Origin of the sequence: Novosphingobium sp. 63-713, from assembly GCF_001898925.1 — a bacterium.
Taxonomy (GTDB): Bacteria; Pseudomonadota; Alphaproteobacteria; order Sphingomonadales; family Sphingomonadaceae; genus Novosphingobium.
The window spans coordinates 594,462-615,679 of record NZ_MKVS01000026.1; the positions used below are offsets into that span (position 1 = coordinate 594,462).

At 63.8% G+C, this 21,218-nt stretch carries 17 protein-coding genes; 5 read left to right on the forward strand and 12 right to left on the reverse strand.

From position 1 onward, the window contains the following. Positions 1-21 precede the first annotated feature (21 nt). The 4 genes from BGP00_RS13685 to BGP00_RS13700 are packed head-to-tail and all read left to right on the forward strand — an operon-like array spanning position 22 to position 5,381. Complete coding sequence (locus BGP00_RS13685) at positions 22-1,023, forward strand: alpha/beta hydrolase (RefSeq protein WP_292689701.1); 1,002 nt, start codon at positions 22-24, stop codon at positions 1,021-1,023. Continuing rightward, on the forward strand, positions 1,020-2,600 hold the full coding sequence (locus tag BGP00_RS13690; protein WP_292689702.1) for a family 43 glycosylhydrolase: 1,581 nt from the start codon (positions 1,020-1,022) through the stop codon (positions 2,598-2,600). The genes BGP00_RS13685 and BGP00_RS13690 overlap by 4 nt, the downstream gene beginning before the upstream one ends. 10 nt (positions 2,601-2,610) lie before the next feature. Then, complete coding sequence (gene uxaC / locus BGP00_RS13695; protein WP_292925758.1) at positions 2,611-4,029, forward strand: glucuronate isomerase; 1,419 nt, start codon at positions 2,611-2,613, stop codon at positions 4,027-4,029. Next, complete coding sequence (locus BGP00_RS13700) at positions 4,026-5,381, forward strand: mannitol dehydrogenase family protein (RefSeq protein WP_292925759.1); 1,356 nt, start codon at positions 4,026-4,028, stop codon at positions 5,379-5,381. Before uxaC ends, BGP00_RS13700 begins: the two co-directional genes overlap by 4 nt. Here the strand turns inward: BGP00_RS13700 and BGP00_RS13705 are convergent. The 10 genes from BGP00_RS13705 to BGP00_RS13750 all read right to left on the reverse strand — a co-directional run bounded on the left by BGP00_RS13705 (position 5,371) and on the right by BGP00_RS13750 (position 18,722). Beyond that, positions 5,371-6,405: a LacI family DNA-binding transcriptional regulator gene (locus tag BGP00_RS13705; RefSeq protein WP_292693688.1), complete on the reverse strand. Its 1,035-nt coding sequence runs from the start codon at positions 6,403-6,405 to the stop codon at positions 5,371-5,373. The genes BGP00_RS13700 and BGP00_RS13705 overlap by 11 nt on opposite strands. Positions 6,406-6,448: 43 nt before the next feature. After that, positions 6,449-6,874, reverse strand: coding sequence for an EF-hand domain-containing protein (locus tag BGP00_RS13710; protein ID WP_292693690.1), 426 nt, complete (start codon positions 6,872-6,874; stop codon positions 6,449-6,451). 66 nt (positions 6,875-6,940) lie between these two features. Further along, positions 6,941-7,720: a uroporphyrinogen-III C-methyltransferase gene (gene cobA, locus BGP00_RS13715; RefSeq protein ID WP_292693693.1), complete on the reverse strand. Its 780-nt coding sequence runs from the start codon at positions 7,718-7,720 to the stop codon at positions 6,941-6,943. Continuing rightward, positions 7,717-10,299: a molybdopterin-dependent oxidoreductase gene (locus BGP00_RS13720; RefSeq protein ID WP_292693695.1), complete on the reverse strand. Its 2,583-nt coding sequence runs from the start codon at positions 10,297-10,299 to the stop codon at positions 7,717-7,719. The genes cobA and BGP00_RS13720 overlap by 4 nt, the downstream gene beginning before the upstream one ends. Beyond that, complete coding sequence (gene nirD, locus BGP00_RS13725; protein WP_292693698.1) at positions 10,296-10,649, reverse strand: nitrite reductase small subunit NirD; 354 nt, start codon at positions 10,647-10,649, stop codon at positions 10,296-10,298. The genes BGP00_RS13720 and nirD overlap by 4 nt, the downstream gene beginning before the upstream one ends. After that, on the reverse strand, positions 10,646-13,165 hold the full coding sequence (nirB, locus tag BGP00_RS13730) for a nitrite reductase large subunit NirB (RefSeq protein ID WP_292693700.1): 2,520 nt from the start codon (positions 13,163-13,165) through the stop codon (positions 10,646-10,648). The genes nirD and nirB overlap by 4 nt, the downstream gene beginning before the upstream one ends. 237 nt (positions 13,166-13,402) lie before the next feature. After that, positions 13,403-14,704, reverse strand: a complete 1,302-nt coding sequence (locus tag BGP00_RS13735) for an alginate export family protein (RefSeq protein ID WP_292693703.1) — start codon at positions 14,702-14,704, stop codon at positions 13,403-13,405. 325 nt (positions 14,705-15,029) lie between these two features. Continuing rightward, complete coding sequence (locus BGP00_RS13740; RefSeq protein ID WP_292693705.1) at positions 15,030-16,247, reverse strand: ABC transporter substrate-binding protein; 1,218 nt, start codon at positions 16,245-16,247, stop codon at positions 15,030-15,032. Then, the gene (locus tag BGP00_RS13745) at positions 16,244-16,825 is read right to left on the reverse strand and encodes an ANTAR domain-containing protein (RefSeq protein ID WP_168605803.1); all 582 of its coding nucleotides are present in this window, start codon (positions 16,823-16,825) and stop codon (positions 16,244-16,246) included. The genes BGP00_RS13740 and BGP00_RS13745 overlap by 4 nt, the downstream gene beginning before the upstream one ends. Positions 16,826-17,033: 208 nt before the next feature. After that, on the reverse strand, positions 17,034-18,722 hold the full coding sequence (locus BGP00_RS13750; protein WP_292693709.1) for a bifunctional protein-serine/threonine kinase/phosphatase: 1,689 nt from the start codon (positions 18,720-18,722) through the stop codon (positions 17,034-17,036). 94 nt (positions 18,723-18,816) lie between these two features. Between BGP00_RS13750 and BGP00_RS13755 the strand changes: the two genes are divergently transcribed. Then, positions 18,817-20,040 carry a nitrate/nitrite transporter gene (locus tag BGP00_RS13755; RefSeq protein ID WP_292693712.1) on the forward strand — a complete coding sequence of 408 codons (1,224 nt, stop codon included), beginning with the start codon at positions 18,817-18,819 and terminating at the stop codon, positions 20,038-20,040. A 9-nt stretch (positions 20,041-20,049) separates the two neighbouring features. Here BGP00_RS13755 and BGP00_RS13760 read toward each other — a convergent pair whose 3' ends face one another. Continuing rightward, positions 20,050-20,532 carry a DUF159 family protein gene (locus tag BGP00_RS13760; RefSeq protein ID WP_292693715.1) on the reverse strand — a complete coding sequence of 161 codons (483 nt, stop codon included), beginning with the start codon at positions 20,530-20,532 and terminating at the stop codon, positions 20,050-20,052. A gap of 3 nt (positions 20,533-20,535) precedes the next feature. Next, a complete protein-coding gene (locus BGP00_RS13765) occupies positions 20,536-21,216 on the reverse strand; it encodes a pentapeptide repeat-containing protein (protein ID WP_168605849.1) in 681 nt (226 codons plus the stop codon). Positions 21,217-21,218 lie beyond the last annotated feature (2 nt).

Genomic DNA, 21,218 nt, shown 5'->3' on the forward strand with positions numbered 1-21,218 from the left:
GCCGGATAAAGGATGTGTTCGATGATTATGGATCGCAGGACGCTTCTGGCATCCGGCCTGTTGGCGGGGGCAGCCTCATGGCGGGCGGAGGGAATGATGGCCTCTCCGCCTGCCACCCCGTCTGACGATCTGCCCGATGCGCCTGAGGTGATCTCGCTTTGGCCAAACAAGGTGGGGCCGGGGCAGTTGCACCCGATCGCCCAGGAAATCGTGGAGCGGTCGAAAGATCCCGCTTTGCCCGATCGCGCAATCCACGGCATTTCCCATCCGCGCATGGTGGTGTTCCGTCCGAAACAGCCCAATGGCGCGGCGGTGCTGATCACGCCGGGCGGCGGCTATGTCCGCGTGGTGATCGACCGCGAGGGCTATGAAATGGCCCGCTTGCTTGCCACGCGCGGCTTTACATGTTTCGTCCTGTTCTATCGCCTGCCGGGCGAGGGATGGGCGAGCGGCCCCGATACGGCCCTGATTGACGCCCAACGCGCGATCCGTATCATCCGTCACCGCGCGGGCCAATATGGCATTGATCCGGCCCGCGTGGCGGCCATGGGCTTTTCGGCGGGAGGGCATTTGTGCGCCGACCTGTCCTCGCGTTTTGATGCGGCGGTCTATGCGCCCATGGATGCGGTGGATGCCTTGCCCGCGCGGCCTTTCTGTTCCGCGCCCATCTATCCGGTCATCTCCATGACGCCCCCTCTGGCCCATGCCGGATCGCGTCGTGAAATGCTGGGCGATCATCCCAGCGCGGCGCAGGAGGCGGCCCATTCGCCCGACCGCAACATTCCGGCCACCCCGCCCCCGCATTTCCTGCTCCACGCCGAGGATGATCCGGCCGTGCCGGTGGGCAATACACTGGCGCTGCGCGATGCGTTGAAGGCCAAGGGCGCAAGGGTGGAATGCCATCTTTTCGAACTGGGCGGCCATGGCTTTGGCCTGCGCAATGCGGCGGGCAAGCCCGTCGCAATCTGGCCCCAGCTCTGGCTGAATTGGGCGCAGACAACGGGATTGGTGAAACAGGCATGAGCTTTACAATTGACCGCCGCGCAGCCTTGCTGGCGGGCGGGCTGACGACGCTGGCCGGACTGTCGGCGCAGGCTAAGGCCGCCCCCGCGCCGGGCTTCGACAATCAGGCCGCGCCTGATCTGGGCAATGGCACTTTTCTGAACCCGATCCTGTCGGGCGACCGGGCCGATCCGGCGATCCTGCGCGATGGCGCGGATTATTACATGACCTTTTCCAGCTTTGACGCCTATCCCGGCCTGACGATCTGGCATTCGCGCGATCTGGTGAACTGGCAACCGCGCAAGCCCGCGCTGTTCCGCAATATCGGCGCGGTCTGGGCGGTCAGTCTGGTCAAGCATAAAGGCCGCTATTTCCTCTACATCCCGGTCAAGGCCGAGCAGAATGACACTTTCGTCATCTGGGCCGACCATATTGACGGGCCGTGGAGCGATCCGGTTCCGCTCGGTCTGCCCAAACATATCGACCCGTGCCATGCTGTGGGTGAGGATGGCTCGCGCTGGCTGTTCCTCTCGGGCGGCGACCGGGTGCGCCTGTCCGATGATGGCCTCTCGTTGGCCGGATCGCCAGAGCATGTCTATGATCCTTGGCGCTATCCCGACACATGGGACGTCGAGGGCTTCAGCCCCGAAGGCCCCAAGATCCTGCGCCACGGCGATTATTTCCATATGCTGACCGCGGTTGGCGGCACCGCTGGCCCGCCGACCGGCCATATGGTGATCGCCGCGCGCTCGCGCTCGATCCATGGCCCGTGGGAGCATCACCCGGGCAATCCGCTGGTGCGCACCGTCTCGGACAAAGAGGCGTGGTGGTGTCGTGGCCATGCCTCGCTGGTCGACGCGCCCGATGGGTCGTGGTGGGCGGTCTATCACGGCTATCGCGCGGATTTCTGGACGCTGGGGCGGCAATGCCTGCTTGATCCCGTGGTTTGGGGCAAGGATGGCTGGCCGCGCATGACGGGCGGCGATCTTTCACGCCCCTTGCCCAAACCGCGCGGCGGGCAGGCGCTGCCCCATGGCATGGCGCTGTCGGACGATTTTTCCGCACCGTTGGCTTTGGGCAGCAAATGGACCTTTTTCCGTCCCGCTCGTGATGAGGCGGCGCGGGTGCGGGTGGCCGATGGCGTGCTGCATCTGACCGCCAAGGGCAATGCTCCGGTCGATGGTTCGCCTTTGTTGCTGACAGCAGGCGACACGTCCTATCGCTTTGAATGCGATATCGAAATTGATCCCGGGACTACGGCTGGCCTCGTGCTGTTCTATGACGACCGGCTCTATGCCGGGCTCGGTTTCGACAAGGACCGCTTCGTTACCCACCAATATGGCATGGAGCGCGGCCGCCCCGCACACACCCATGGCCAGCGCCTGCGGATGCGCATCACCAACCGCCGCCACATCATCGCCATCCATACCAGCAGCGACGGTGGCCAGACCTGGCACCGCTTTGATCGCGGCATGGAAGTGTCGGGCTATCACCACAATGTGCGCGGCGGCTTTCTGGCGCTCAAACCCGGCCTTTATGCGGCGGGCAAGGGCGAGGCGCGTTTCCGCAATTTCCGTTTCACCGCGTTAAAGGATTGATTTTCCAACCATGCCCCGTCCTTTGGACTTGCACCCCGACCGTTTGTTTCCTGCTGATCCCGGCGTTCGCGCTGTGGCGCGCGAGCTTTATTCCAGCGTTGCGGGCCTGCCGATTGTGAGCCCGCATGGGCATACGGACCCGAGCTGGTTTGCGAAGAACGAGACGTTTGGCAATGCGACCGAGCTGCTGCTGCGGCCGGATCATTATCTGTTCCGGATGCTCTATTCGCAGGGCGTGGCGCTGGAGGATCTGGGCATCGGCGCTGCCAAGGCGACGTATGATCCGCGCAAGGCATGGCGGATTCTGGCGGAAAACTGGCATTTGTATCGTGGCACGCCCTCGCGCATGTGGTCGGACTGGGTGTTTTCCGAGGTCTTCGACATGGGCGAGATGCTGAGCGCCGAGACGGCGGATTTCTATTTCGATACGATCACCGAGCAGCTTTCGACCGACGCGTTCCGCCCGCGCGCGCTGTTCGATCGGTATAATATCGAGGTGATCGCGACGACCGAAAGCCCTCTCGATGATCTGGCGCATCATGGCGCGATTATGGCCGAGAATAAGGCCGGTGGCTGGCAGGGCAGGGTGGTCACCGCCTATCGCCCGGACCCGGTGGTCGATCCCGAGTTCGAAGGCTTCCGCGATAATCTCAAGCGTTTCAGCGAGATAACCGGCGAGGATTGCCTGACGTGGCAGGGCTATCTGGCTGCTCATCGCCGGCGCCGCGCCTTTTTTGCCGCCCATGGCGCGACCAGCACCGACCACGGCCACCCCACCGCGCAGACCGCCAACTTGTCCTCGGCCGAGGCGGAGGCGCTGTTCGACCGCGTGGCCAAGGGCGCGTTTACACCCGCCGATGCCGAATTGTTCCGCGCGCAAATGCTGACCGAAATGGCGGGGATGAGCCTGGAGGACGGGCTGGTGATGCAGATCCACCCCGGCTCTTTCCGCAATCACAACCGGAGCCTGTTCGAGAATTTCGGCCGCGACAAGGGCGCCGATATTCCGATGCGCACCGATTATGTCAACGCTTTGAAGCCCTTGCTCGACGTGTTTGGCAATGAGGCGGGCCTGTCCATCATCCTGTTTACGCTCGATGAATCGACCTATGCCCGCGAATTGGCGCCGCTGGCCGGGCATTATCCCTGCCTGAAGCTCGGCCCGGCATGGTGGTTCCACGACAGCCCCGAAGGGATGCGCCGCTTCCGCCACGCGACGACCGAAACGGCCGGTTTCTACAACACCGTCGGCTTCAACGATGACACGCGGGCCTTCCTCTCGATCCCGGCGCGCCACGATGTGGCCCGGCGGATCGACTGCGGTTTCCTGGCGCAAATGGTGGTCGAACACCGGATGGCCGATTGGGAAGCCGCCGAATTGGCACAGGACCTGACCTATAATCTGGTGAAAAAGGCCTATAAGCTGTGAGCCGGATTTCCGCACAGAACCTGCCCGACAATGCCGCCTTACCCGCCTATGATCGGGCGGCCAAGAGCATCGGCATCGTCCATTTCGGGCTTGGCGCCTTCACCCGCGCGCATCAGGCGTGGTACACGGATCGCGCGATGGAGGGCCATAATGGAGATTGGCTGATCGCGGGCATTTCGCTGCGCAGCCCCACCGTTGGCGAGCAATTGAACCCGCAGGACGGGCTCTACACGCTGGCCGAGAAATCGGGCGAGGGGACGAAATTGCGCGTGATCGGCAGCGTGGCCGAGGTGATCGTCGCGCCGGAAAAACCGTCGCGGATCAAAGCGTTGCTGAGCGCTCCGACCACCCATATCGTCACGTTCACCGTGACCGAAAAGGGCTATTGCCGCAAGGCGGACGGGGGCCTTGATCTTACCCTTGCAGCGGGCGGTTTCTATCCGCTGCTGGCCGAAGCGCTGGCCGCGCGCAAGGCGACGGGGATCGGCGGGCTGACGCTGCTGTCCTGCGACAATCTGGCGGACAATGGGCATCAGCTCAAACGCCTGATGGGTGAGTATCTGGCCGCGCATCATCCCGATCTGGTGGATTGGGTCGCGGCCCATTGCACCTTTCCGTGCAGCATGGTTGACCGCATCGTGCCCGCGACCACGGACGCTGACCGCGCCGAGGTCGAGGGCCTGCTGGCCCTGCGCGACGAAGGCGTGGTGATGACCGAGCCTTTCAGCCAGTGGGTGATCGAGGACAGTTTTGCAGGGCCGCGTCCGGCGTGGGAAACCGTGGGCGCGCAGATCGTTGGCGATGTGGCGCCCTATGAAACGGCGAAACTGCGGATGCTCAACGGCGCGCATTCGGCGCTGGCCTATTGCGGGTTGGCGGCCGGATATACCTATGTTCATCAGGCAGTTGGCGATCCCGCCTTGCGCGCCATGGCGCTGCGCCTGATGCGCGAGGAAGCCGCGCCCACCATTCCCGCGCCCGAGGGCATGGACCTTGCCGCCTATGCCGCCGCGCTGATCGAGCGCTTCGACAATCCCGCGCTCAACCACCGGTTGATCCAGATCGCGATGGACGGCTCGCAGAAGATCCCCCAGCGCTGGCTCGCCACCCTGGCCGCCAATCAGGCGCAGGGCCGATCCTGCCCCGCGATCCTCTCGGCCATCGCCGCCTGGATCAAACACCTGCGCGGCCAAAACGGCCCCGTCGATGACCCAAGGGCTGCCGAATTGAGCGAAGTGGCAAAGGGCGATGATCCCGTCCATGGCCTCTTCGCGCCGAAGGGGGCGATGGCCGGGCCGTGGCGCCCGACCGATCAGGATGCGGGCACGATCAGGAGCGCTCTCAGCCTTTGACCACCTCGGCATCGGATTGCCGCAGGATCAGCGTGAAATCCAGCCATTCATGGGCCGGAGCCAGTTTCTTGCTGCGCACCATCCGGGCCAGCATCTCCACCGCCGCTCGCGCCATATCGCTGATCGGTTGGTGGATGGTGGTCAATTCGGGCCAGATCGTCGTGGCCAGCGGCGTATCGTCAAAACCGCAGACCGACAGATCGCCCGGCACATCCAGCCGCTTCGCATGGGCCATGGCGACCGTGGCGGCGGCCATATCGTCATTGCTGGCAAAGATCGCGCTGGGCGGCTGGGGCGCGGCCAGGATCGAGGCGGCGGCCTCCAGCCCGGAGCGATAGGTGAAATAGCCTTGGGCGATGATGGCCGGGTCGGGGGCCAATCCTGCCTCGGCCAGAGCGGCGAGATAGCCCTGATAGCGGCGCTCGCTGGCGCTTTGGTCAGGGTTGCCCTTGATAAAACCGATCCTGCGATGGCCGCGCGCGATCAGGTGGCTGGTCATGGCGCGCCCCGCCGCGAAATCGTCGATGCACACCGAGGCGACATCCTCGCGCGGAACTCCCGGCGCCACCGCCACCACCGGAATGCTCTCTGCGGCCAAGGCCGTCAGCATTGCCTCGGATTCACACAGAGGCGGGGGCAGGATGATCCCGCTGATCCGTCCGCGCCGCAAATGGGCGACCATCTCGGACACGCTCGCCTCTTCGCCGAATTTTTCGACCATCAACTGCACATTGAGGCTGCTGGCGCGGTCGAGGCTGCCCATCAGAAATTCCGACAGGTAGGCCGAGGAAGGGTTTGAATAAACAAGGGCAATGCGCGTATCCTCGCCACCGGCCAATTGCCGCGCGGCGGCCGATGGTGCGTAATCCAGCGCCGCAATCGAGGCCTCCACCTTTTCGCGCGTGGCCGGGCGCACCGCCGCTTCACCATTGATAACGCGCGAAACCGTCATCGGCGAAACACCGGCATGGCGGGCGACATCGGCAATCGTGGGCGCATTACGCTGGCTGCGGGAACGGGTCATGATCCTTGGTAGCGCATATCATCGCCCCGCGGCAACCATGCGCTTATCCCCCGCGCGCGGCTTTGCCTTTGTCGTTCAGAGCCTTCATCTCGGCGGCGGTGATGACATTGTCATGATTGGCATCGGCCAGATCAAAGCTGCGCGCCGGTCCGTTGACGAATTCCTCGCGGCTGATCCGCCCATCATGGTTGGCGTCGAATTGCTGGAGCATCGCCTGCAACCGGGGCGCGAAATGGCCGGCCAGCAGGCGCGGCACATCATCGCCCGACACAAACCCGTCGCCATTGCGGTCAAACCGCGCGAATTGCCCGGCGCGATAGGCGAGGAATTCAGCCCGCGTCACCTGACCATTGCCATCGGCATCGGCCTGCGAAAGGCGCTGGGCCAGATCGGCACGATCCCCCCCCATGCCTTGCGCCACAGCGGGCGCGGCAATCAACAGACCAAGACAAAGACCGATGGTTTTCATGGCACACCCCGCCATCAAGAGTTGCGTATCGGATTCGCTCCGTCCGCAACCATCGGCGCGTCGGGCTCAATTGGCAATAATGTGAAAGTGCTCCATCGCCGCCGGAGTGAAATCGGGCGCTCGCACCGCCTCGCCAATCAGCAGAAGGGTTGGGTCATCATCGCTGATCGTGGCGACCAGGAAAGCCAGCGCCGAGAGCTTGCCCCGGATCAGGCGTTCATCGGGGCGCGAGACATTGACCGCCACCATCACCGGAGTTTCCGGATCGCGCCCCGCCGCGATCAGCCCACGCGCGATCTCGCCCGCCGCCGCGCGGCCCATATAGACGCCAACGGTCTGGCTCTCGCTTGCCAGCGTCGCCCAATCCAGCTTCAATGGTTCGCCTGCGCGCAGATGGGCCGTGACATAGGTGATGCCCCGCGCCGATCCGCGCAGCGTCAGCGAGGCGCCCGCGCTGGCCGCCGCCGCGCTGGCCGTGGTGATGCCGGGGCAGACCTTGGCCACCACGCCGCCCTTTGCCAGATGCTCGATCTCCTCGGCGCTGCGGCCAAAGACCGAAGGGTCGCCGCCCTTCAGGCGCACCACGCGCTGGCCCGCCAATGCGGCCTCCAGCAACAGGTCGTTGATTGAACCTTGCGCCTTGCTGTGGCGGCCCGAACGTTTGCCCACGCTGACCATCCGTGTGCCCGGACGGACCAGCGCCAGCACGCCTTCGCCAACCAGCGCATCATAGAACACCACATCGGCGGCGCGGATCAGCCTTTCGGCCTTGCGCGTCAGCAATTCCGGATCGCCGGGGCCTGCGCCCACCAGCCAGACCATACCTGCGGGAAAATCGTGGCTCATTCCGCCGCCTCCATCATTTTTGCCAACATGCGCGCCAAGGCCGGGCGGCAAGAGCCGCAATTCGTGCCCGCACGCGTTTCTTCGCCAATAGCCGCCACGCTGCACGCGCCCGCGCAGATGGCTTCCTCAATATCCTTTTCGCCCACGCCGTGACAGACGCAAACAATCGCGCCGCGATCGGGGGCAGGCGTGCTGGGCCGCGCGGCCAGCCATTCGGTGGCCTCGCCATCCGCGCCCAATTGCTCGGCAATCCATGCGCGGGCGGGCAGGGTGCCTTCGCGCGTGACGAAGAGCGCGCCCGCCAGCGCCGCATCATCGCCGCGCACCGCGATGCGGCGCATCCCGCGAACGTGGTCGGCGACCTCCAACCGCTCACCGGCGGGCAACAGCGCGTCAACCTCGACCGAGCCCATCCCGGCCAGTTCATAAAGCCAGCCATCCTTGACCCGCGACCGGCTCCAGAACAAAAGCCCTTCAGGCGCCGCCGGTTCCTTGAGAAGGAGGAACCCGCGCCATTCGGGGGCCACCGGTTCCACTCTTGCGGGCGTGTTCTTAAAGGCGGGCTGGCCCGAAACCGGGTCCACACGCTGGGCGGGCAGGAGATTGGCGCGTGCGCCGCCCGCCATCACATCGGTCCAGTGCATCGGCACGAATATGTCGCCGCGCCGCTGGCCATCGCTGACCCCTATACGAAACACCGAGGCGCCATTGGCCGTGGCCACGCGGGCCAAACCGCCATCGTCCAGCCCATAGAGCATCGCGTCATCGGGGTGAATTTCGAGCAGAGCCTCGCGCCGGTGCTGGGCCAGCGTGGGGGCATAGCCGGTGCGGGTCATCGTGTGCCACTGGTCGCGATAGCGCCCGGTGTTGAGGCGCAGCGGATAGGCCGGATCAATTGCCGCCATCGCGGGCGGGCGCACCGAAATCAGCCACGCACGGCCATCGGGCGTGCTGTAGCCATCGGCCAGCGGATAATCACCGCCCCATTGAAAGGGCATCATCGCATCATAATCGGCATCGGAAATCGCCGCATGATCGCGCAGATCCAGCCGCCGACCATAGCGCACCGCCAGCTCCGTCATCGCGGCATATTCGCGCCAGATTTGCGCCGGGCGATCATAGGCAAAGGCATCGCCCCAGCCCATGCGCGCGGCCACTTGCCCCATGATCCACCAGTCGGCCTTGGCCTCGCCGGGGGCGGGGAAAAGGGTGCGCTGGCGGCTGATGCGGCGTTCGGAATTGGTGACGGTACCGTCCTTTTCGCCCCATGCGTGGGCGGGCAGGCGGATATGGGCAAAGCGGCCGGTGTCGGTATCGGCAATCGCCTCGGACACCACCACCGTGGGGCAGCGCGCCAGCGCCTCGCGCACGAAACCGGCGTCGGGCATGGAGGCCGCCGGGTTGGTGGCCATCACCCAGAGGAACTTGATCGACCCATCATGAATGGCGCGGAACATGTCCACCGCCTTCTTGCCGGGGCCGGAGCAGATGTTGGCGGTGTTCCAGAAACCGGCCACATCGCGCAATTCCGCGTCGGAAAAACCCAGATGGCAGGCCAGCATATTGGCCAGCCCGCCCACCTCGCGGCCGCCCATCGCATTGGGCTGGCCGGTCATGCTGAAAGGGGCGGCGCCGGGCTGGTTGATGCGGCCCATGGCAAGGTGCAGATTGGTGATCGCATTGCCCTTGTCGGTGCCGCTGGAGGACTGGTTGGCCCCCATCGAGAACAGCGTGACCATACGCGGATGGGCAGCGACCAGATCGGCCAGAGCGGCGAATTGTTCGGCCGGAACGCACGGATCACAGGGCAGGCCCGCCCAGAAGCCCAGCGGCACATTCAGCGCCGCATCATCGGTCAGCCCGCGCTTGTGCATCTCGGCCAGCAGCGCGTTGAACAAAGCCACATCGCCATCGGGGGCCAGCGCCACATGCAGGTCGGCCTGCTCGGCGGTTTCGGTGCGGCGCGGGTCGATCACGACGATCTTGGTACCGCGCGCGGCGCGGGCCGCTTCCATCCGCTGCCAGATCACCGGGTGGCACCATGCGGTGTTGCTGCCCACCAGCAAGATCAGATCGGCCTCTTCAAGGTCGCTGTAGCTGCCGGGCACAATGTCTTCGCCAAAGGCGCGATTGTGGGCGGCAACGGCACTGGCCATGCAGAGGCGAGAATTGGTATCGATATTGGCGCTGCCGATAAAGCCTTTCATCAGCTTGTTCGCCACGTAATAGTCTTCGGTCAGCAATTGGCCCGAGACATAGAAGGCGACCGCATCAGGGCCATGGGCCTCGATCGTCTCGCGCATCCGATCGGCCACTTCATCGAGCGCCCCGTCCCAGCCGACCGTTTGATCGCCGATCATGGGCGCGAGCAAACGCCCCTCCAGCGCCACCGTCTCGCCAAGATGCGTGCCCTTGGAGCAGAGGCGGCCGTGATTGGCGGGGTGCTGACCGTCGCCCTGGATGGTGACGGCGCGCTCCCCCGGCACTCCTGCCTGCCGAGGCGCGGCCGCCACCTGAGCGGCGATGCCACAGCCAACGCCGCAATAGGCGCAAGTGGTGCGGATCGCCGCCTTGTTCATGCCGTGGCCTCCGGCGCCTTGGCCGAAACCAGCGCGTCGCGCTTCAGGTACAGCCGCCCGGCATCCTCGCGGATGGGGATGGTGGGCACGCAGCCCTTGTCATCGCCCAGCGCCTCGCCGGTTTTCAGGCTGATGTTCCAGCTGTGCAGCGGGCAGGTCACGACATTGCCATGCACGATGCCCTGCGAGAGGGGGCCGTGCTTGTGCGGGCACTTGTTGACCAGCGCGTAGAACTGATTGTCCAGCGTGTGGAATATAGCGATCTCCTCGCCACCCTGCACCGGCAGGGTACGGGCATTGCCGGGGCTGATCTGCGTGGTCGGCCCGATATCGATCCAGTCGCCAATCATTCTGCGGCCTCCTTCAATTGCGCAGTGGAGAGGGGGGTGGGAAAGGGGCGGAACTCGGCCAGATGCTGGTGGAGTTCGCTGTCTTCGCCGGCGGCGCGGCGCGCCCATGGGTCGTCCTGCATGAACTGTTGCGAGTAATGGAAGCGCTCGGCCAGCTTGGCCACAGCTTCGGGGTCGTCGAAGAGTTGAGCCTTGACGTAATCGAGGCCGACGCGTTCGATCCATGGCGCGGTGCGTTCCAGATACCATGCCTGTTCGCGGTAGAGCTGGATGAAGGCGGCGCAGACATCGAGCGCCTCCTGCTCGGTCGTCACCTTGGACAGCAGATCGGTGGCGCGGACATGGATGCCGCCATTGCCGCCGACATGGAGTTCATAACCCGAGTCCACGCAGATCACGCCAAAGTCCTTGATCGTGGCTTCGGCGCAATTGCGCGGGCAGCCCGAGACGGCGATCTTGAACTTGTGAGGCATCCACGAACCCCAGGTCATCTGCTCGGCCTTGATGCCAAGGCCGGTCGAGTCCTGCGTGCCGAAGCGGCACCATTCCGAACCGACGCAGGTTTTGACCGTGCGCAGCGACTTGCCATAGGCATGGCCCGACACCATCCCGGCGGCATTCAGATCGCCCCAGATCGCGGGCAGGTCTTCCTTTTTGATGCCGAACAGGTCGATGCGCTGGCCGCCGGTCACCTTGACCAGACGGGCCTGATACTTGTCGGCGGCGTCGGCAATGGCGCGCAATTCGTCGGGGGTCGTTACACCGCCCCACATGCGCGGGACCACCGAGTAGGTGCCGTCCTTCTGGATATTGGCATGCATGCGCTCGTTGACGAAGCGGCTCTGCTGATCGTCCACATACTCGCCCGGCCATGCGCAGAGCAGATAGTAGTTGAGGGCAGGGCGGCAGGAAGCGCAGCCATCGGGCGTCTTCCACGTCAGCTCCTGCATGACCTGCGGAATGGCCTTCAGCTCTTTTTCCACGATCAGGCGGCGCACATCGTCATGGCTGAAGGTCGTGCATTTGCAGAGCGTTTTCGGCCCCGACTTCACATCGTCGCCCAGCGTCAGTTTCAGCAGGCTTTCCACAAGGCCCGTGCACGAGCCGCAGGAGGCCGAGGCCTTGCACTGGCTGCGCACAGCGTCGAGGCTGCAGGCGCCGCCCTTGATGGTCGATACAACGGTTCCCTTGGTTACGCCGTTGCAGCCACACACTTCGGCATCGTCCGAAAGGGCGGCAACGGCGGCATTAGGGTCCGCGAGGGCGCCTCCGCCTTGGGCAAAGGCCTGACCGAAGATCAGGGCTTCGCGGATGTCGGAAACATCTTCCTCGCGCTTGAGCAGGTCGAAATACCATGATCCGTCGGCGGTATCGCCGTAAAGCACCGCGCCGACCAGCTTGTTTTCCTTGACGATCACGCGCTTGTACACGCCGCGCGCGGCGTCGCGCATAACGATGTCTTCGCAATCGGCCCCGCCCGAAAAATCACCGGCCGAGAACAGGTCGATCCCCGAAACCTTGAGCTTGGTCGAGGTGACCGAGCCGGTATAGCCCGTGGGCGCGGCCACCGCCGCATCGGCAAGCGAACGGCACATTTCCCACAAGGGGGCGACCAGACCATAGCAGATCCCGCGATGCTGAACACATTCGCCAACCGCCATGACGGCCGGGTCGCTGGTCACCATGTGATCGTCGACCATGATGCCGCGTTCGACTTCGAGGCCAGCCTGACGCGCCAGCGCGGTCGAAGGGCGGATGCCCACGGCCATCACCACGATGCTGGCGGGGATCTCGCGGCCATCCTTCAGCTTGACGCCGACGACCTTACCGTCCTGGCCCAGAATTTCGGCGGTATCGGCCCCGGTCAGGATCGTCTGGCCCCGGCGTTCCAGCTCGCTCTTCAGCAACCAGCCAGCGGCCTCGTCGAGCTGACGCTCCATCAGCGTGGGCATCAGGTGCAGCACGGTTACGTCCATGCCGCGCAGCGACAGGCCATGGGCCGCCTCCAGCCCGAGCAGGCCCCCGCCGATCACCACCGCATGGCCGCCATTGGCCGCCGCCGCCAGCATCTTGTCCACGTCATCCAGATCGCGGAAAGACACCACGCCCGACAGATCCTTGCCCGGCACCGGGATGATGAAGGGTTCAGAGCCGGTGGCGATCAACAGGCGGTCATAAGCCTCGATGCGACCCGAAGCGCTCGTGACCCTCTGTGCGGCGCGATCAATCGCCACCACCGGATCGCCCGAAACCAGCGTGATGTCGTTTTCGACATACCACTCGGCCGTGTTGATCACGATGTCGTCAAACTGCTTTTCACCGGCCAGAACCGGCGAGAGCATGATGCGGTTATAGTTCACCCGCGGTTCGGCGCCAAAGATCGTGATGGCAAAGCGGTCTGCATCGCGGGCGAGAATTTCCTCCACCGCGCGGCAACCGGCCATGCCGTTGCCGACCACAACAAGCCTTTCGCGCAAATCGCCTTCGGGGATTTTCACAAGGTTGGGGGCATTCACCTCGGGCACTCCTGGGTTTTGCGCGCCAAACAGAAAAAAGCCGCAACGAAGCCATCCGTTGGGACGGTTCGATGCGGCTTCGTTGCCACGCATATGTTGGATGGTATGCGATGGTTCCGGTCAATCCGCCCGACGCTGGGCGAGGAACCAATGCATGTATGGATGTATCTTACCGCATCGCGTTTCATCTGCAAGAGGTTTTGTGCGGATGCGAAAGATTATGGTCAGTGATATGATTTAAAAGGAATATTCTGCTTGCAGCCAGAACTTTTTGGTGTCCGCACCAAAGCCCTTGGCCTGATAGTCGGCATATTTGACCAGCCATGTGACCTTGCTGATCTTGAAGCCGATCTGGGCGTCCAGTTCATCGCCATATTTCAGGCTGTTCACCGCGCTGCCGAACCAGTGATAGGTCACGCCATAGTTCAGGCCGGGCAGGGCCTTGACCTTGGGAAACTTGCCCGCAACGCCCACATAGGTGTCGGCAAGGCCATTGGCGGGCGTGGTCAGGAACAGGTCGGCGGTGCCGTTGAACTTGTGCAGCGTGGCCATGGGCGTCTGGAATGACCATGTGCCGCCCGCAGCGCCGCGATCCGCGCCCAGCTCTTCATAACCGCCGGTGAAAGTGGTGTTCATGACATTGAGCGCAGCTTCGCCAAAGTAATAGTCGGCATTATAGGTCTTGGCGTTGCGATCGTAATTGCGCTGGTTGGCATAGCTGCCTGTCAGCACGAAATTGATGTTTTTGGCCAGTTTGATCGGCGCTGTATTGCCGCGAACACCATAGGTCTGCGAGCTGTCCAGCGTGCTGCGCGCCGCCGCGTTCGAGAAGGCGGTTTTGTCGTAATCAAGGATATAGGCAAAGCCCTTGATCGACCCCATCGCGTTCTTCAACCCGCCGTTGAGGAAGATGAAGTGGCCGTTATAGGCTTTGCGCGGGCCGCCATCATTGCCGAAAATCGAACGCTGGCTGATCGCATAGGTGGCGTCCAGCAAAATCGGGCCGCCATTGACGGTGCCGCGCACTGCGTCAAACGTCTGCTCGTTCTGGCGCCAGGCCACTGAGCCGACAAAGCGTTGATCGTCCAGATTGATCCGCTGGCGGCCCACGGTAAGGCCGATGCCCTGCTTTTGATAGGCGATCTGAAAACGGTTGAAGGCGGCGTTCTGCGGATCGGGGATCACGGCCTGCGCGCTGCGATATTGGCTGCTGGCGGGGTTGGCATAGGGGAAGGCGCTGTAATGGTCATCGAGCGCCACTGTCCCCGTACCCTCAACCAGCGCCGAGAGGCCCGAAGCCTTGTGCTTGATTTCCGCCCCGGCCCGAACGCGCAGCGTCACGGCATCGGCGCTCTTGGTGCTGGCATCCACATCTTCCCAGCGCAGCCGCGCATCGACAATCGGGTCAAACGTCATCGCGCCATCGGCAAAAGGCACCGGATCGCCAAACTTGGGCGCAGGCGCGGCGGCATAAGCAGTCGTGGCGGCAGTCGTGGCGATTAACGCGACCGGCGCGGCGGTCAGCAGATAACGGATCATGGCTCGTCCCCTCATGGAAAATCTGCCTTTTCGAAGGCAAAGCTCTCCCGTTCCCGCCCCGGCGGGTTGCTGTTCTGTTGGCTGTTTTGTCACGCGCCAGCGCGGGCTCTGTGGGGCAGGGCGTAAAACGCAAAAAGCCGCCTCGGCCTGCTTCCCCCTCCTTGGGGAACAGACCGGGCGGCGCCATTGCCACGAAACTTTGCTGGCGTTTCGCCTCCGTTGGCCAATCCCGTCTTTGGGTTCGGCCTATCGAAACGCGTGCCGGTTTTACGGCGAGGCGGGAAATTTCGGCAAGCGCTTATTCCCCCTGACGCCCGCGCCTACGCTATTTGGCGTAGGCATCGCGCGCCAGATAACCGGCCAGATCGTGCGGATCAAAGATGCGCCCGTCAAAAAACGCATTCTTTTCCAGAGTGATAAGCCCTTGCTGCGTCCCCACCGCCATGGGCTGATGCAGGCTGCCCTCCACCTTGGAGGATGCACCGGGCAGGGGGGCATCCGTTCCGGTCAGCGCGCTGCGGTAAACATCGGGGCGGAAAACCCGCGCGACCTTGGCCTCATCGCCCGCATCATAGGGCGTGCGATCCCAGCGCAGCATTTGGGAATAGAGCCATTGGGCCTGACTAACCCACGGAAAATTGGCCGCTTCCCGATATTGAAACATGAAATCGGGAAAATGGATCAGCTCGCCGCCCTTGTGCAGCAACAGCCGGTCGCCCAGCGCGCGCTGGATCAGATTGACATCGGCGTTGAGATATTCGGGCCGCGCCAAAATCGCCGCATTGGTGACCAGCGCCTCGGGATCGACGAATTGCCGCGCGGCGCGATGCAGCGCACGGATCAGAGCTTCAACCTCCCCGCGCCGCGATTCCATCAGCGACTCGCGCATGGCCAGCACCTTTTCCACGCCGCGCCGCCACACCTGCGCCGTGGCCAGCACGATCGTGCCCGCGCCCCGTTCCACCGCCACGCTGTTCCACGGTTCGCCCACGCAAATGCCGTCAACATCGCCCGCCTCCAGCGCATCGGCGCAGAAGGGCGGGGGCACGGTGGTGATCTCCACATCCTCATCGGGGCGAATGCCGCAACCGGCCAGCCAATAGCGCAGCATGTAATTATGGCTGGAATAGCGATGCACCACGCCAAAGCACAAAGGATGGCCCGCCGCCTTGCGCTCCATCGCAATTTCGCGCAGCGCCGCGCCTACGGCCACCGGATCGCCCAAGGCGCCTTCGGGCGCAACCTGCTGCGCCAGATCGGATTTCAGCGTGATCGCATTGCCGTTCAGCCCCAGCACAAAGGGTGCCGACAAAGGCTGGGCAGGGCGCCCGCGCCCCAGCGTCGTGGCAATTGCCAGCGGGGCCACCATATGCGCCGCATCGGTATGGCCATAAAGCAGCCGATCCAGCACCGTGGCCCAACTGACATCCTTGACCAGTTCGAGGCTGAGCCCTTCCTCGGCGGCAAAGCCATGGACATGGGCCAGAATGGGCAGCGCCGCATCGACCAGAGGCAGAAAACCGATGGAGAATTTGGTCGTCATGCTGCTCCTCCGATCAATTTATGGGCGGTGACCACCGCGTCGGCGATTTCGGCAATGCGCTTGCCCTGGTTCATCGCGGTCTTACGCAATTCGGCGTATGCCTCCGGCTCGCCCAGTCCACGCGTCTGCATCAGGATGCGCTTGGCCTTGTCCACGGCCTCGCGCTCGGCCAATTTGCTTTGCGCAACAGAGAGTTCTGTTTGCAGGCGCGAAAAAGCATGGAAGCGCCGGATGGCCAGATCGAGGATCGAGCGGATGCGGTGCGGGGCAAAGCCGTCGACCACATAGGCCGAGACCCCGGCATCGATGCTGGCGCCGATGGATTCCTCGTCGGAATCATCGACGAACATGGCGATCGGGCGGGCCAGCACGCGGCTGACGGCGAAATATTCCTCCAGCACGTCGCGGCTGGGATTTCCCAAGTCCATCAAGACGATATCGGCGTCAATTTCCGAAATTCGGCGCACCAGCCCACGCCTTTCGGTGATCACGAAGATCTCGCAATCGCCAAGCTGGGCAAGACCTTCCTGCATCACGCTGGCCCGGACCGCGCTTTCATCGATGATGGCTATTCGCATGGATTCTCGATGGCGGCGGACGGGCCGCAACGCAAGGGGCTTTGCGTGATTTCCAATTTGCTCTTGCATAAGCGAGACGAATCCGGCATTTTTATTTCGCAGCTGCCGCAAAGGCGCGGTCGGCTATTTGCAAAATCATTTCCACCACCATAGTCGGCAATGGCGCCGCCCCTTTTCAGCAAGGTGCAGCGCCATGTCGAATCGACTTTTATTTCCAGATCAACACCGCAACCAGCGCCGCAAAGAGCAGCGCGGATACGCCTTTCCAAAAGGCGACCGGATGCCGCTCGATCAATGCGGGTTTGCGCAGGGGCGTGCGCTCGACCGCCGCACCGCCTTCCAATGCGCGCAGCAATTCAACCACATCGCCGAACCGATCCTGAGGCTGAATCGCCACAGCGCGCAGCAGGACAGCGTCGAGCCAACCGGGCAGCTCGGGCCGCGTGCGGCTGGGCGGGGCGGCTTCGCGGAAACGCGGGCGGCTGAAGGCTTCGGCCTCGCCATAGGGCCAGACGCGGGCGAACAGCCGCCACAGCGTCACGCCCAGCGCGAATTGATCGCTTTCCTCGCTGCCCGCCTCGCCGGAAAACATTTCGGGGGCCAGATAGGAGGGCGTGCCGGGGATCTCGTCGCCGGTGAAATCCTCGATGCGAGGCAGGCGCGCCACGCCAAGGTCCACAAGTTTCAACCCGCCTTCGCGCGGCAGGATGACATTCTCGGGCTTGATGTCGCGGTGAATGATGCCCTGTCTGTGCAGCGCGGCCACCGCGCGGGTCAGGCCAACGGCAATGCCCAGCGCCTCGTCCAGCGCAATGGGGGCTTTCATCCGCTCTTCCAGCGTTTGCCCGTCATAGAAAGGCTGGACCCCGTAAAGGCGCGTCTGGCGTTCGAGCGAAACGGGAATGGCGCCGCCGACGAAGGGGCTGTTCACCCGGCTGCCGATCAGCAATTCGCGGGTGAAGGCCGAGCGTGCGCCGCTTTCGGACAGCAGGGTCGGCTTGGGAAACTTGATAACCACTTCGGCACCATCGGCCGTATCGGTGGCGCGGAACAATCGCGTGTATCGCCCATCGGACAACACGCTTTCCAGCCGAAACCCATCGACGCTTTCGCCCGCCTCGGGCGGCGGCAGAATGGGCAGGCGGGCCAGATCGCCCGCAATCGCATCATGGCCCACCGCGGGCAGGCTGACCACATCGAGCACCAGCGCACTGGCATTATCCTGTCCGCCCGCATCCAGAGCCGCCATGGCCAGAGCCTGCGCATCCGCCTCGGCGGATTGCCGCTGGCTCAGGATTTTCTCGATTTTTCGCGCCGACAACACGCCATGCACACCGTCGCTGGTCAACAGCAAACGGTCATGCTCGGCCAGCGCGATCTCGTGATGGTCCAGCCGCAATTCTTCTTCGAGACCCAGCGCGCGCAAGAGGATATGGCGTCGGTCGGGGTGGGAATGGGTGTGATCCTTGGTGATCTGACTCAAGTGTCCATCGCGCAGCAGCCATGCCCGGCTGTCGCCCACATGGCAGACATGGGCACGACGCCCACGCAGAACCAATGTGGTAAACGTGGTTGCGCAATGCGCCATCGTCTCGCTGCGTCCCATGGCCGCCAGCCAGCGGTTGTAGGGCGCCATCACCCGGTTGACGGCGGCGGCCACGCCAATGGTGTCGCTTTGCGTGAAATATCCGTCGAGCAGGCTGGCCACGGCCAGTTCCGCCGCGATCCTTCCGCCTTTGCCGCCCGACACCCCATCGGCCAGCGCGGCCACCATGCCGCGCCCCGCGCGTTCGGTTTCCGTGCCGAGGTAAACTCCGGCAAAGTCCTGATTTTCCGCGCGAGGCCCGCATTCGCTGGCCACGCCCGCGCTAACCCACAACCTGCCTTCATCGCGCATGTCCCGCCATCCCTCTCACGTACACACGCGATTGGCAGGCTGGCCAAGGCGCCCGTCAAGCCCTTAAATCCTTTCACCGTGGAGACCCTTTGCGATGACTGATAAATCCTTCTGGCAATCGGGCCATCGGCCCACGCTGATCATGGCCTTCCTCTATTTCGACGTCGCCTTCATGGTGTGGAACCTGCTCGGCCCGCTGGCGCCGATCTTTTCCAAGGCGCTGGCGCTGTCTCCTGCGCAAAAGGGTTTTATCGTGGCTGTCCCCACGCTGGCGGGCGCAGTGCTGCGTCTGGTCAACGGCTTTCTGGTGGATCGCATCGGCCAGAAAGTGACCGGCACGATCGGCCAGATCATCGTCATAGCAGGCCTGATCGCGGCATGGCATTTTGGCGTGTCCTCGATGAACGGTCTGATCGCGGTGGGCATCATCCTTGGCTTTGCCGGGGCCAGCTTTGCCGTGGCGCTGCCGCTGGCAAGCCGCTGGTATCCGCCCCAGCATCAGGGCAAGGCGATGGGCATTGCCGGCATGGGCAATTCGGGCACAGTGCTGGCCGCGATCTTCGCGCCGCTGCTGGCCAAGGCCTATGGCTGGGAAAATGTGCTGGGTCTGGCCGCCATTCCCGTTGCTATCATCTTCGTCGCCTATCTGGTCTTCGTTAAAGACAGCCCGCATCAGCCCCCCGCCAAATCGACCGGCGACTATGTGAAGGGCTATTTCAAGATGCTGGCCGATGGCGACGCATGGTGGTTCATCCTGTTTTATGGTGTGACCTTTGGCGGCTTTGTCGGCCTGTCGGGCTCGCTGCCCAGCTGGTACACCGGCGAATTGGGCTTTACCCCGGTTCAGGCGGGTTATGCCACGGCGGCCTGCGTGTTTGCCGGATCGCTGGTGCGGCCGATGGGCGGCGCGCTGGCCGACCGGATCGGCGGCATCAAGACGCTCTCGGGCGTCTATGCTCTGGCCGCTGTACTGCTGGTGGTGATCTCGCAATCTCCGGCAAACTTTGCCGTGATGTTCCCGCTGTTCTTCCTGACCATGGCGACGCTGGGCGTGGGCAATGGCGCGGTGTTTCAATTGGTGCCCCAGCGCTTCCGTCATGAGATTGGCGTGATGACCGGCCTGGTCGGCTTTGGCGGCGGCGTGGGCGGTTTTTACCTTGCCTCTTCGCTCGGCCTTGCCAAGCAGTGGACCGGTTCGATGAGCGGCGGTTTCCTGATCTTTGCCGCCCTTTCGGTGGTGGCTCTGGCGGGGCTGACCGGTGTGAAGAAGCGCTGGCGCACGACCTGGGGTGCGGCGATCAGCGGCGTCCGCATCTAACCTGCGAATTTAACCTTCAACCAGCCTCCGGGCCAGTTTGAAATCGGCATGGAGCCATGTCCCGAAATCCTGGGGCTTCAGGATCACGGGCATGGCTTCAACCGTCAGTATCGCAAAGCTGGGAATTTCGGAATCGCGCCAGATGCCCGCAGCGGCCAGAACCGGCCTGGCGCGATCCTCCATCCAGCCGCCACGCGCATGAAACGCCGTCATCGGCACAAGGCAGCGAAACTGGGTATGGCGCAGGGTGCCAATCCAGAACGGGCTGTCCAGATTGCGGACATGGGTGATGATATGCTCTCCGCGCGGCGGGGGCGGCACGCCCCACAGGCGCGGGACCAGAATGCGCCCGCGCTCTTTATCTCGTATGGCCACGGGCGCATAACCGCCCGGCGTCACCGGCCCGCCCATCCAGACATCGCCCGCCGCATCCGCGCCCAGAGCCGCAGCAATCTTTGCGGCATCGGCATCAAGGCGATAGGCGGACGCCAAAAATCAGCCCAGCTTCAGCCCCAGTTCGGCCAGCAATTGTGCGGCTTGCGCGCGCGAAATCGTCGCCCCGCGAAACAGCGCCGCATCGGTCAACCGCAAACCGCCCAGATCCGCCCCGCGCAGATCGGCCTTGTCAAAACGCGCGCCGACAAGGTTGGCATCGCGCAGGCTGCAATCCTCAAAGCTCACATCGCGGAAATCGCATTTGCGCAGGTCGGCCTGCGAAAAATCCACCCGTGCAAAGTGCTGCTTGCGGAAATCCAGCCCGGCAAGCTTGGCCCCCGCCATCAGCGTTTCCTCAAAATGGGCGTCAATAATCCGCGCATCGCCAAGATCCGCCCCGGTCAGCTTGCCCCCGATAAAGCGCAGGCTGGTCATGCGGGCATGGCGCAGATTGGCGTTATTCAGATCGCAGGAGCGGAACACTGCATCGGTCAGATCGGCGTTGAAGAAACTGGCCATGGGCGCGCGGCAGGATTGCCATTGCGTGCGCTCCAACCGCGCCTTGGCCAATTCGGCGCGACGCAGCGTGCAGCGCTCAAACCTCCACCCGGCCAGATCAAGCTCCCCCAGTTCGGCGCCATCCAGATCGCAAGCGACCAGATGGACGCCGCCCTTGTGCGCCCGCGCCAAAGCGGCCACATCATCGCGGCCCAATGGGCGATTTTCGATCATCTCCGACATTT

Coding starts and splice junctions, on each gene's coding strand:
- BGP00_RS13685 (WP_292689701.1), top strand. CDS start 22: ATGATTATGGATCGCAGGACGCTTCTGGCATCCGGCCTGTTGGCGGGG.
- BGP00_RS13690 (WP_292689702.1), top strand. CDS start 1,020: ATGAGCTTTACAATTGACCGCCGCGCAGCCTTGCTGGCGGGCGGGCTG.
- uxaC (WP_292925758.1), top strand. CDS start 2,611: ATGCCCCGTCCTTTGGACTTGCACCCCGACCGTTTGTTTCCTGCTGAT.
- BGP00_RS13705 (WP_292693688.1), bottom strand. CDS start 6,405: ATGACCCGTTCCCGCAGCCAGCGTAATGCGCCCACGATTGCCGATGTC.
- BGP00_RS13710 (WP_292693690.1), bottom strand. CDS start 6,874: ATGAAAACCATCGGTCTTTGTCTTGGTCTGTTGATTGCCGCGCCCGCT.
- cobA (WP_292693693.1), bottom strand. CDS start 7,720: ATGAGCCACGATTTTCCCGCAGGTATGGTCTGGCTGGTGGGCGCAGGC.
- BGP00_RS13720 (WP_292693695.1), bottom strand. CDS start 10,299: ATGAACAAGGCGGCGATCCGCACCACTTGCGCCTATTGCGGCGTTGGC.
- nirD (WP_292693698.1), bottom strand. CDS start 10,649: ATGATTGGCGACTGGATCGATATCGGGCCGACCACGCAGATCAGCCCC.
- BGP00_RS13735 (WP_292693703.1), bottom strand. CDS start 14,704: ATGATCCGTTATCTGCTGACCGCCGCGCCGGTCGCGTTAATCGCCACG.
- BGP00_RS13740 (WP_292693705.1), bottom strand. CDS start 16,247: ATGACGACCAAATTCTCCATCGGTTTTCTGCCTCTGGTCGATGCGGCG.
- BGP00_RS13745 (WP_168605803.1), bottom strand. CDS start 16,825: ATGCGAATAGCCATCATCGATGAAAGCGCGGTCCGGGCCAGCGTGATG.
- BGP00_RS13750 (WP_292693709.1), bottom strand. CDS start 18,722: ATGCGCGATGAAGGCAGGTTGTGGGTTAGCGCGGGCGTGGCCAGCGAA.
- BGP00_RS13755 (WP_292693712.1), top strand. CDS start 18,817: ATGACTGATAAATCCTTCTGGCAATCGGGCCATCGGCCCACGCTGATC.
- BGP00_RS13765 (WP_168605849.1), bottom strand. CDS start 21,216: ATGTCGGAGATGATCGAAAATCGCCCATTGGGCCGCGATGATGTGGCC.